We start from the raw sequence: 11,365 nt of genomic DNA, 5'->3' as shown, positions 1-11,365 counted from the left end.
ACATCGGCGCGGCTGGACAGCCAGTCGACGATCTTGCCCTTGCCTTCGTCGCCCCATTGGGCCCCGACAACCACTACTCCGGCCATGATTCCTGCTCCTGCAAAGTCCGCGGCGACATGGGCAGGATTTGGCCACCAATTGCAAGAGGGGGGAATGAAATCCCTTTGTCGCAGGCAGGCGCGGATGCGCCCCTATCCGGACACGCGGCCTGCGCTCCGGCAATCGGTCTGGGTGTGGCGCGGGCTCAGCCGGACTCCTCCCATGTCGCCTCAAGCGAGGCAGTGAGGAGGCCCGGCAGCGCCGTGGAAAGCGCCCCGAGTTCCGGGGACAGCCGGAACGCGCTGTGCGCATGCCCCGCCATGGGCCTTGGTTCGCCGCTGGCCTTGAGGCGCTGGAGGGAGTGGGCAAGGCGCTTGGCGGCGCTGTCCGGGGATTTCAGGACGCGGCGGATCGCCCGGATGCGCGCGAGCAGTCTTGCGGTCGGGACCGGTCCTTGTGGTCCATAAGAGGTCCCGAAAGTGTCCATAACCGGTCCAGACGGAAATGGGCCGCCCGCACGGGGCAGCAGCGCGAAACAGGGGTCTGCCACAGCGGGGAAGGTGACCAGCTCGACGCCCTCCGGCAGGCCGGGGGCCTGCGCGCGCTTGCGCGGCGGCGCGAACACGATGTGCAGGCTGAGCGCCATGAGGGTGAGCAGCCGCCGGACGATCTGTTCAATTTGTTTCAATCGGCCATTTGCCTTGCCCCGGCGCGTGCGCGGCATCTTTTCAGGCCGCAAATGCAGATTGTCACGCGCGACCAGATCGGTCAGCGCGCGCTCCGCAACTTCCAGCCCCATGCTGAGGAAAGACCGGTCAACACTCATGGGCCCAAGTGTGAGGGCGATGTGCGTCAGACGAATTGGGGGACGCTTATCCTCGTGAGCGGGGGCGATAGGAGAGGACAAATCCTCGCTAATTTCATGAGGTGGAGGCTTTGTTCGTATCTTCTGCTTTGGGCGCATTTCCAGACGTAAGGATTCGCGCTTGATCAGATCAATTTTGACCCTTCGTCATCGATCGCGCTACAGAAACCAATGACTTAAGTCGCCCTAAAATGGCCGCTCGCAATCTTCATTGAAGCACATGTAAGCATTTTGCTTTTTGTGATGATGGATCTATTCTGCGTTCGGATCGAAGCGGAGATCGCATGTTCGGGAACAAAAAGAAGAAACGAAAAGTTCTGAGACTGCTCGATGACGCGGCGGACAACTTTCAGTTCCCAATGCTCGACAATGGAAACTTATATCTGGCCGCATCGCGCTTATCGGTTTTTTGCAACGATCGAGACTGGGCATTCGTTTTCGAGATCTTTGGGTTTTCACCCAGAGCTGGTCAACCTGACCTGAGTGTGCAGACAATTGCCTCGTCAGTTGAGAACAGAAACCCTCGATCCAACTATGCTAGCGATGAGGCTTACAACAACTACCTTAAACACAATCAAAATTACGAATTCAGAAGTTTCTTTCCCATAGAGAACGACGACTGGATCGACGAAGAAAATCCAGAGCTAGTCGCGTTATCGGGTGAGGTTATAATTCGAGGCAAATCTATTCCGCTTCCGTCAAACCCAGAGTATGAGGCGGCCGGCATCCGCTTGGAGTTTGATCGGCCAGCTGTTCACGAACTATGCAGACTGCTCGCCGAACAACACCGAGAGCTGTTACTTGCCTCGCAAACGGAGCGGAAAACAAATCTCCCTAATTCACTGCCGCATTTGATTACTCTCGATGATTGGCAGCACCCAGATTTAGCCAACGGGCAAAAACCAAGTGAGGTTGCCACGTTCAGTAAACTCGCCAATGTCGTTCAAACTGGAGACCCCAACAAGTTTTCAATCGGCGAAGCCGGAAATACAAATTGGCGTAATTGGCCAGAAGGTGGCCTTCTCTAAAGCGCCCGAAAGCACTTTGAGAGCTCACAGGCGATCATCGGAGAGAGTCCTATTCTCGCCCCACAACGGCCGCTCGCAGATTCCGAAAAGGGCGCAAAGCCAGACATTAGAATCTCAGCACCATCCGGCGGCTTTTGGCCCTAACCCGCCTTTCGGCGATCAAAAACCGATGACTGCTCTTGGCGTCAGAACGGACGTTGGCATTTATAGAAAAATGTCGCTACTTGATTACCACTTAGAACAACGAGCAGTGCGAATGCCGACAGCCGAACACTTTTGGGATTGGTTCCTGCAGCACGAAGAAGAACTTCGCAGCATTAGGCGAGACCGCAGGCTGTTTCAGCTACTGGGAGAGCATTTGCTGATTTTGGACATTCCCAAATGGGAAATTGGACCGTTTGATACGAATGGTTCCAAGCACTTTCTGGCGCTGTCAGGGTCCAAGGTTACTGAGACCGGTAAGAGAAATCGCGAACAACTTCTCGAGATGGACGCTCCATCGACTTGGATGATTTTGCCTTTTCGACCACCGAAACGATGGAGCCGTCAGTTTCAATGGGGACCTGATAGGGTGAGCATCAATGCGAATGGTTGGCTATTCGAGGTCCATAAATTTGATGATGGCATGTTCGACCTAATTCTGCATTCCGACATTCACGAGATTTCGAACGCCGCGGAGAAGAGAGACGCTCTAATCACAGCGCTAGACAATGAGTTGGGAGAGGCCGGCATGATCGAGAAAATCAACGCCGTTGAGTTGCGTGTAAATGTAGATTCATCTGATCGCGAGCGATTGATACCGATGAGCCACCTTAAAGAAATTATCTTGTCTGAAGCCCGCAAGCGGTAGGGCAGCTCCCGGCGTCGAAGGGATCAATCCTGCTTTAGTCCATTGTCGGCCAAACCGGACGAAACCGACTATTGAAAATCCGAAAAAGTTCTGCATCGATGCCCTGGCGGATTCTTGTCAGACGGTTCAACAGCTCGTCGCTGTAGCCTCTTTTTTCCCACCTAAACTGATGACCCATAATCCATCTCGGCATCTGCCATATCTGAGAGATGAGCTCTGGTGATGACAAAACTTCATCAATCTCCAGCTCTTTGAGTTCTTCGATCAGAATTTCCAGTTGTTGGAGGTTCGCGCGTGCGTGGTCGTCACCTCTATCATAACGTAGTTCAATCAAGGGACCATTTTGTCCTTTGATACCACCATCAACCTTCCAGTAACTCGCAAAATCCTGGTCGCTCATAAGTTTACCTGTGTTGGAATTACGAAAACACCAATAGACGGGAAAATCTCTAACGTCCCTTCCTGCCCCAAAGCTGTCTAAATGGCTGGTTTTGAGTTATTTTGCCATTCGAGTATCGAGAATTTCTGACCGCTTCTGGCGATTTCTTGCCCCTCAGAAATCTGGCGGGATTAGAAAAAAATTCAGGGGAAATTCTAGATAGCTGATCGCGCGTTAGTCGGTCTTAGCCGGGATCGAGGGCAGCTTTTGGCCCTTTTTGGACATCGGCGAGGGTCGACGTGAGTGGCTTAAGTCGCCCCAAGAAGGACGCTGGCGATGTCTTTTCTGGCGGAGGAGCGGACCAAGGCCGTGTTGCTCAATCCGTTTTCGATGCAGGTTGAAATACGTCTTCTATCCTCATTTCGAAGGCAGCGGCCAGCTCGAAGGCGAGCGGCAAAGAAGGATCAAAACGACCGTTCTCGATCGATATGATCGAATTGCGAGACACGCCAACCCTCGCTGCGAGCTCTGATTGGCTCCAACCCCGTTCGCGGCGCAGCGATTTCATTCGGTTCTTCATTGGCTGTTACTCAGATCGCGACATCCAGTATCGCCATCCTGCACTGAGCAAGAGCGTGCAGACCATTTGCGCAAGCACCACGCTCATGAAGCCGCCAGTGAAGGCCATCAAGACGAGTTTTCTATCCGGGGCGGCTACGTCCCCGAGACTTCCAGAAACAGCAACAATCGCATTCTGCAAGGCAGGAAAAGAGAGCAAAATTGCGATGGTCCCAGCGCCCGCGAGCCAGCCCCATTGGCTCGAGAAACGGGCGGCGCTGCGGTGCCACTCGTCGAATTTCTGATGCTTCTGGATCGCAAGCACGAAGCTCGCAACCACGGTCCCCGTCGCGGCAATGCCTGCGCACAAGTAGACGACGGATTCGGGTTGCTGTTTCAGCCAGGGAATTGCGGCAATGAACATGACCGGTAGACCGATCATGATCGTGGTGAGCGCGAGCATTGAATAGGGTTTATTGAGCCAAGACATTGTGCGTTCCTTTATTGCGTCGCCTGCAGAGGCTCTGAAGCGACTGAGATATGCAAAGCTTACTTGGCATGCCCAAACTGAAATGACAAGTGTGCTTTGCATGCAGTGCTGAAACAAACTGTGTAGATGGATTTTCAAACGCTAAAATAGACCGCTGCGCCGACGCCGAGAATAGACCTGAGCTGAGCGGCTTAAACTCGCCCCAAGTCGGCCACTCAGCGATTCTTACGCGATGACCACTCTTGGCGAGAAATTGCCGGACGCCTTCGATGCAACGAGCGGCAGGAACGGGCGCAAGAGCGGACGTTGGCTCCGGCAACAGTGATGTCGTTGGCTCAAGAATCTGATAGAGGAATGCCCACCCGGAACAGGAGTCGCTGACAGTGACCGACGAAACCGATTTGAAGCAACCAGAACGCGCGCAGGTATTCTTGCAAGGGGAGAGTGAGCGGTTCATGAAGTCTCTTCTCGAGGCATCAACTGAGCCGTCGTCTGAGATTATCTATCACTATTCGGGTCAAGAGGCTCTGCTCGGGATTCTAAAATCGGCCCGCATATTCGCGTCCGATCTTCGCTTTATGAATGACCACACCGAAAGGCGGTTTGCAGATCGGTTTATTGAGCAAATGATTCAGGAAAATGAGGGGCTCGGTCCATTTCTTTTGCCGCTGACGGACCAATCACCCGTACAGATCGAGATACCGGAGTATGCAGCGTGTTTTTCTCAAGACGGGGACAGTCTAGCCCAATGGCGAATGTATGCGGGGTTCAATGGGTACGCCATTGGTTGGAAACACTCTGCAATTGCGGAAACCGCAATGGCTTCCCCGACAATGACCCACTTTTTTCCTTGCTGCTATGATCCCGAGGTCCAGCGGAAATCACTCGCCGACAGCATTGGAAGGATAAAGGAGTTCGTCGTAGCGGAAGGTCTCACTCTCGAGGCGGCGAGCTATCTCTATTCCAATATAGTGTGGTGTGCTCGCTCCTTCTACAAACACCCATCTTTTGCGTACGAGCGCGAGATGCGGCTCATAACGTTCGAACACAGAAATCAGGATCGAGAAGGCACGGATTATCAGTTCTCGGTGCGACCAGGTCGTAACAATCTAATCCCCTACGTTCGAGTTCCGGTTCCGACGCCAGCAGAGATCATTATCGGTCCTTCTGCCCATCCCGAACGCGCTAAACAAGCATTGGATGAGTTGATCATCAGAAGCGGCATCAAGAACTTGCCGACAAAGATCTCTTCCGCACCTTTCGTGGAGTTTTAGACGAAAGTCGTGTTTGTTATGTCTGCAATCGGGATGAACCGGTCTCCCGAGCATTGGTTCGCCTGAGGTTCCAAGTCACCCTCGAGCCCCTCACACCAGCTCATAATCCTCCAGCTTCACCTCGGCGACGGCGTCGGCATAGGCGCGGGTGTGGCCACCCCAGTTCTGGGTGATCTTGCCGGAGCCGGTCTTGTACCAGCTGTTGCAGGCCGGATCGGCCCAGACGGTTTTCGAGAGCTGTTCCTGCAGATCCTTGTTGAAGGCCTGCTGGGCCGCTTCGGTCGGTACGAGGGCGGCGGCGCCTTTCTCTTCCAGCGCTTGCAGGGCCAGAATCGTGTATTCGACCTGACGCTCCAGCATGAAGGTGATGGAGTTGTGGCCGAGATTGGTGTTCGGGCCGTAGAGGACAAAGAGGTTCGGGAACCCGTTCACGGTGATGCCGAGATAGGCTTCCGGGCCGTCGTCCCACTGATCTGCGATCGTCACGCCATTGCGGCCGATCACGTCGACAGACCAGCGCCAGCCCGTCGTTTCGAACCCTGTTGCAAAGGCGATCACGTCGTATTCATGCACCTGGCCGTCTACCGTCTTGATGCCCTCCGGCACGATCTCCGCGATGTGATCGGTGACAAGGTCGACATTCGGTTCCATCAGCGTGGTGAGATAGTCGTCTGAAATCAGAATACGGCGGCAGCCGACCGGATAGTCCGGCGTCAGCTTCTTGCGCATCTCTTCATCAGGGACCTGTTCCTGAAGGTGATCAGTCGCCAGCCGCGTGAAATGGGCCCGGCCTTCAGGTGTCCATTCGAAAGCCTGCCAGAAGAAATAGTCGGCATTCTCATAGATCAGCTTGCGGTTCATTTCCGCGAATTCCATCGCCTTGTCCGGGATGGTGAACATCAGCGCCATTTCCTCCGGCGCAATGAAGCGGTCATTGCGCGGGATCACCCAATTGGGCGAGCGCTGGAACACGCCGACCTGGGCACAGGTTTTCGCGACTTCGGGAATGATCTGCACGGCGCTGGCGGCCGAGCCCACAATGCCGATCCGCTTGCCTTCCAGGTCAACCGAATGGTCCCATTCGGCAGAATGCATCACCGGTCCGTTGAAGCTGTCCTTGCCGGGAATGTCCGGCCAGAAGGGGCGGTTCAGCTGCCCCAGCGCGCCGATCACAGCATCCGCCTCTAGCGTGTCGCCCTTCGCTGTGGTGACGGTCCATTTCTTTGTGCCTTCGTCCCAGACGGCTTTTGCCGCAGCCTCGTTCAGGCGGAGGTTCGGGCGCAACTGGAAACGATCTGTGATCTCCTCGGCATAGGCCTGAATTTCGGGCTGCTGCGGGTAGACGCGCGTCCAGTTCATCGACTGCGCAAAGGAGAGCTGGTAGGCGGCGACGGGAACGTCGCAAGCACATCCCGGATAGGTGTTTTGCGCCCAGGTGCCGCCGACCCGGTCTGCCTGTTCCAGAATCGTGAAGTCGTAGCCGGCTTCCTGCAGCTTGATGGCGGCGGTCAGTCCGCCCAGGCCAGCGCCGATGATGACGATATGCTTGTCCGGCATGCGTGTATCCTCCCATTATTTTTATGGGAGAAGAGTGTCACGATACCTGCGTTTCACAAGGGGTTCCGCCGCGCGAGCCTTACCCGTCGAATTTGTAGGATATGCGCACGCCGATATTGTCCAGGCCCTGATTGCGGCCATTGCCGAGAATCTGGCCGTGACTGAGATGTTCATAGAGCAGCTCTGCGCCCCAGGCCTCGTTGATGTCATAGTGCAGACCAAACGTGGTGCGGAACAGGTCGCGTGACCCGAGCAGGACATGGTCTTCGGTGAACGCATCACCTTCCGGGCTGCCCTGCGGGAAGGGGCTGTTCAGTTCGCCATCATGCAGCACATAGCCCACGCTCGGTTCAAAGGACCATTTGTCCGAGAAAGGGAAGGACCAATGCAATCCGACGCCGCCAAAGCTTGTATTGCTGTTGGTGCTCAGGCTGCCCATCACATAGGGCTTGGGACTCCAGATCAGGTCCAGAAACTCCGGAGATGTGAAAAGGAGCTCGGCGCTGATGTTCTGGCCGGGCTCCTTATTGGCATTGTTGCAGTCGGTGACGCAGATATTTTCCTGCATCACGCCCAGCCGGGCTTCGCTCAGAATATCGGCCTGCGCGGATCCGGCGAAGACGGTTGTGGCGGAAAACAGCAAAATGGCGGCGCGGTTCATACATTACCCCGAATTAACGTTAATACACAAAGATGGAAGTCAATGCGGCACCGTCAAGCGCGTTCCGTCAGCTTTTTCCTCGCGCCCAGCGTTGGGTGGCATTTGCGACACGTTCACCGAACAATTCCGCTGTCTTCAGATCAGCCGCATCGGGCCCATCTTCGGCGGACAGATCGGTGAGGGCCTGTGTGGCGAGTCCATTGGAATGCCCAGCGCGGTTGAGCGCTTCCGAGAAATCGTGGCCCGAAGCATTGAACCCGGACTTCATGCCGAAATTCACCCAGATCATGCCTTGCTGCGCGGCGAGCGTGGCGAACTGGGCGAGCGTGCCGGACTTGTCGCCGGCCAGAGAGCCGGAATTGGTGAAGCCTGCGGCGATCTTGTCTTTCCAGGCATCGGTGAACCAGGCCTTGGACGAGGCATCCATGAACTGTTTCATTGGTGCTGAGGCGGAGCCCATATAAGTCGGCGCGCCAAAGATGATGGCGTCGGCCGCAGCCAGCTCGTCCCAAGGGCCGGTGTCGGGGGAGGCGAGATCTTCGGCCTTGTAGAGCGTGACCTCGGTGCCGGTGGTTGCGGCGCCCTTGCGCACATGTTCGGCAACCTTGGCCGTGTGGCCATAGCCTGAGTGATATACGATAGCGATCTTGGTCATGAGGATGTCCTTTCGTGTTGAAAGGAGCAAATAGGGCGGGCGATCCCTCGGATCAGCCCGCCCCATTCGAATAGGATTTATGCAAGTCCGGTATGAAAGCCGGCCTGAATTACTAGAAGGTCAGCACTTTCGCATAGCGTACCTGAGGCAAGGCCTCGAGCGTCTCCATCATGTCTGCGGGTGGCACCGCATCAATGCCAATCAGCGCAATCGCCTCTTCGCCAGCCGCTGTGCGGCCGAGATGGAAGGTGGCGATATTGATGCCGGCCTCGCCGAGCAACTGGCCGAGCGCGCCGATGAAGCCCGGCTTGTCGAGATTGTTGACGTAGAGCGTGACCGGCGAGAAATCGCCTTCCAGCGCCATGCCCTTCACTTCGACAATGCGGGGCTGACCGGCGATGATCGTGCCGGCCAGCGTGCGCCAGCCGCCCTCGGGGGCGTTCTTCGTTGCCTTGGTCTTCACCTTGACGCGGATCAGGCTGTCATAGACCGGGCTGTCCTCGGTCTTGGTCTCGGTCAGCTTGACGCCGCTGTCGGCAAGGATCGCCGGGGCGGACACCATGTTCACATCACCGCGCGAGGCGCGCAGCAGGCCAGCCAGCAGGGCTGCCGTGAGTGGCTTGCGGTTCAGGTCAGCGACTTCGCCTTCATATTCGATGACGACTTCATCATAGCCGAAATCCGAAATCTGGCCTGCAAAACTGCCGAGCTTTTCGGCAAGCGCCGCAAATGGCTTGATGCGGGGGGCTTCCTCGGCCGTGATCGACGGCATGTTGAGTGCGTTGGTCACGGCGCCGGAGAGCAGATAGTCCGACATCTGTTCGGCGACCTGCAGGGCAACATTCTCCTGCGCTTCGGCCGTTGCCGCGCCAAGGTGCGGCGTGGCGATGAAGTTCTTTGTGCCGAAGAGCACATTGTCCTTGGCGGGCTCCACCGCAAACACGTCAAAGGCAGCGGCCTGGATATGCTCGCTTTCGAGCAGATCTTTCACGGCTTCCTCGTCGACAAGGCCGCCGCGGGCACAGTTGACCAGGATCAGGCCTTTCTTTGTCTTCTCCAACGCTTCGCGGGAGAGGACATTCCTGGTCTGCTCCGTCAGCGGAACGTGTAGCGTGATGACGTCTGCGCGGGTGAGGAGGTCTTCGAGTTCAACCTTTTCGACCCCCAGTTCCACGGCGCGTTCGTCCGTCAGGAACGGATCATAGGCAGCGACCTTCATCTTCAGGCCGATGGCGCGTTCCGCGACACGGCTGCCGATATTGCCACAGCCGATCAGGCCGAGTGTCTTGTAGGAAACTTCCGTGCCCATATAGCCAGACTTCGGCCATTTGCCCTCTTGCGTCTCGGCATTCGCGGCAGGGATCTGGCGGGCAGCGGCGAACATCATCGCAATGGCGTGTTCGGCCGTCGTGATGGCGTTGCCGAAGGGCGTGTTCATGACGACCACGCCCTTGGCGGTGGCGGCCTTGATGTCGATATTGTCAACGCCGATACCGGCGCGGCCAATGACTTTCAGGTTCTTGGCGGCGGCGATGACGTCCGCATTCGGCTTACAGGCCGAGCGGACGACGAGACCGTCATATTCCGGAATTTCCGCGATCAGTTCTTCCGTGTTCAGACCGGTCTTTGTGATGGTTTCGATGCCACGCGCGTGGAAGATTTCCACGGCGGCGGGAGAGAGTTTGTCTCCGATAAGGACTTTGGGCATTGGTCTAATTTTCTCTTTTCAATATTTTCAGGAGTCCTGACATGAGTTCGTCAGGCATAAATTCGGGAATGTCTGCAGCAAGAGCTACTCTTGCGACGTCTTCAATTTGGCTTCGAAAATTCAGAGCTTCAGGTTCTTCCGCGCAACCGACAACGTTCTTCAGAAGATCGCCGGGATACATATCGCCTTCCAGCCAAGGGTCCGACATCAATCGTCCAAGGGCCACGGGAAGCAGATGTTTCAGATGAATCCGCTGACCGACCAGCAAGCGAACACCTTCGTTAGTGAGCATGGATACATCAGTTTTGACGTACTTCGCACACTTTCGAACAAGCGGCGTCGCATCCGACTCGGGATCGGGCCAGCGTGAGCCAGAAAGCTCTTCAAGCGTTGCCATTGGGTAACCCTCAGAGTGTTGCAGCTTCCTGGGCGAAGGCCCAGTCAAGCCAGGGCGTCAGCTTGGCGACGTCGGATGGTTCCACCGAGCCGCCACACCAGATGCGCAGTCCCGGAGGGGCCTTGGCGTATCCAGCCGCGTCAAAGCAGGCATTCTCGGTTTCGAGCCGTTTCATCATGGCCTTCACGAAAGCGCGCTGGGCGTCCTCGTCGAGACCGGCCACGCGGGGATCAACGATCTTGAAGGTCACGCCCGTATTGGAGCGGACATCCGCATCCGGACAGAGGAAATCGACCCAGTCGGTCTTGGCGACCCAGTCCGTGAGATGCGCAAGGCTCTCGTCGGAGCGGGCCTTCATGCCGGTCCAGCCGCCGAGGCTTTCGCACCAGTCGAGCGCCTGAAGATAGTCTTCCACGCACAGCATGCTTGGCGTGTTGATCGTGGCGCCTGCGAAGAGGTCCTCGTTCAGCTTGCCGCCTTTGGTCATGCGGAACAGCTTCGGCAGGGCGCGATCCGGCGTATAGGTTTCGAGACGGCGGACGGCGTTCGGTGACAGAATCAGCATGCCGTGGGCCGCTTCCCCGCCAAGGCATTTCTGCCAGGAATAGGTCACGACATCGAGCTTGGCCCATTCAATGTCCTGCGCGAAGGCGGCAGAGGTCGCGTCGCAGATCACGACACGGTCCGGGTTCGGCTTGATCCAGTCTGCATTCGGCACGCGCACACCAGAGGTCGTGCCGTTCCAGGTGAAGATGATGTCCGCATCATCGCGCGCCTTGGAGAAATCCGGCAGCTGGCCATAGTCGGCGCCGTATGTCTCACACTCAGGCAGCTTCAATTGCTTGGTGGCATCGGTGACCCAGTCCTGGCCGAAGCTTTCCCAGGCGAACACGTCCACGGGCTT

The 11,365-nt window shown here is 56.7% G+C and carries 14 protein-coding genes; 3 read left to right on the top strand and 11 right to left on the bottom strand.

Going from position 1 to position 11,365, the window contains the following annotated elements:
- Both B2344_RS02425 and B2344_RS02420 read right to left on the bottom strand, forming a co-directional pair.
- Positions 1–86 (bottom strand): adenylosuccinate synthetase (locus B2344_RS02425; RefSeq protein ID WP_290484612.1); only part of this gene is annotated, 86 nt, incomplete at its 3' end.
- 158 nt (positions 87–244) lie between these two features.
- The gene (locus tag B2344_RS02420) at positions 245–865 is read right to left on the bottom strand and encodes a hypothetical protein (RefSeq protein WP_290484596.1); all 621 of its coding nucleotides are present in this window, start codon (positions 863–865) and stop codon (positions 245–247) included.
- Between the two features lie 323 nt (positions 866–1,188).
- Here B2344_RS02420 and B2344_RS02415 point away from each other — a divergent pair, with 323 nt between their 5' ends.
- Both B2344_RS02415 and B2344_RS02410 read left to right on the top strand, forming a co-directional pair.
- Positions 1,189–1,932, top strand: coding sequence for a DUF7003 family protein (locus B2344_RS02415; protein WP_206992076.1), 744 nt, complete (start codon positions 1,189–1,191; stop codon positions 1,930–1,932).
- A complete protein-coding gene (locus tag B2344_RS02410) occupies positions 1,841–2,782 on the top strand; it encodes a hypothetical protein (protein ID WP_290480545.1) in 942 nt (313 codons plus the stop codon). Before B2344_RS02415 ends, B2344_RS02410 begins: the two co-directional genes overlap by 92 nt.
- A gap of 34 nt (positions 2,783–2,816) precedes the next feature.
- On the opposite strand, the gene B2344_RS02405 is transcribed toward B2344_RS02410, so the two are convergent.
- The 3 genes from B2344_RS02405 to B2344_RS02395 form a co-directional block, all read right to left on the bottom strand.
- Complete coding sequence (locus B2344_RS02405; RefSeq protein WP_290480544.1) at positions 2,817–3,182, bottom strand: hypothetical protein; 366 nt, start codon at positions 3,180–3,182, stop codon at positions 2,817–2,819.
- A gap of 355 nt (positions 3,183–3,537) precedes the next feature.
- Positions 3,538–3,741, bottom strand: a complete 204-nt coding sequence (locus B2344_RS02400; protein ID WP_290480543.1) for a helix-turn-helix transcriptional regulator — start codon at positions 3,739–3,741, stop codon at positions 3,538–3,540.
- Between the two features lie 6 nt (positions 3,742–3,747).
- Positions 3,748–4,209, bottom strand: a complete 462-nt coding sequence (locus B2344_RS02395; RefSeq protein WP_290480542.1) for a hypothetical protein — start codon at positions 4,207–4,209, stop codon at positions 3,748–3,750.
- A 383-nt stretch (positions 4,210–4,592) separates the two neighbouring features.
- Here B2344_RS02395 and B2344_RS02390 point away from each other — a divergent pair, with 383 nt between their 5' ends.
- A complete protein-coding gene (locus tag B2344_RS02390; protein ID WP_290484595.1) occupies positions 4,593–5,483 on the top strand; it encodes a DUF2971 domain-containing protein in 891 nt (296 codons plus the stop codon).
- A 90-nt stretch (positions 5,484–5,573) separates the two neighbouring features.
- Here B2344_RS02390 and B2344_RS02385 read toward each other — a convergent pair whose 3' ends face one another.
- The 6 genes from B2344_RS02385 to B2344_RS02360 form a co-directional block, all read right to left on the bottom strand.
- On the bottom strand, positions 5,574–7,040 hold the full coding sequence (locus B2344_RS02385) for a flavin-containing monooxygenase (protein WP_290484594.1): 1,467 nt from the start codon (positions 7,038–7,040) through the stop codon (positions 5,574–5,576).
- Positions 7,041–7,119: 79 nt separating this feature from the next.
- Complete coding sequence (locus tag B2344_RS02380) at positions 7,120–7,701, bottom strand: acyloxyacyl hydrolase (protein ID WP_290484593.1); 582 nt, start codon at positions 7,699–7,701, stop codon at positions 7,120–7,122.
- A 67-nt stretch (positions 7,702–7,768) separates the two neighbouring features.
- Entirely contained in the window at positions 7,769–8,356 is a 588-nt protein-coding gene (locus tag B2344_RS02375; RefSeq protein ID WP_290482782.1) for a flavodoxin family protein, read from the bottom strand.
- Positions 8,357–8,468: 112 nt separating this feature from the next.
- Positions 8,469–10,064 carry a phosphoglycerate dehydrogenase gene (serA, locus tag B2344_RS02370; RefSeq protein ID WP_206992083.1) on the bottom strand — a complete coding sequence of 532 codons (1,596 nt, stop codon included), beginning with the start codon at positions 10,062–10,064 and terminating at the stop codon, positions 8,469–8,471.
- Positions 10,065–10,068: 4 nt separating this feature from the next.
- A complete protein-coding gene (locus B2344_RS02365; RefSeq protein ID WP_206992084.1) occupies positions 10,069–10,461 on the bottom strand; it encodes a contact-dependent growth inhibition system immunity protein in 393 nt (130 codons plus the stop codon).
- Positions 10,462–10,471: 10 nt separating this feature from the next.
- Positions 10,472–11,365, bottom strand: an 894-nt coding sequence (locus tag B2344_RS02360; protein ID WP_290484592.1) for a phosphoserine transaminase, incomplete at its 5' end; no start/stop codon positions are given.

It is taken from the genome of Hyphomonas sp. UBA3195 (assembly GCF_002366485.1).
In the GTDB taxonomy this organism is placed as follows: Bacteria; Pseudomonadota; Alphaproteobacteria; order Caulobacterales; family Hyphomonadaceae; genus Hyphomonas.
This window is presented reverse-complemented; position numbering and strand designations above follow the sequence as displayed.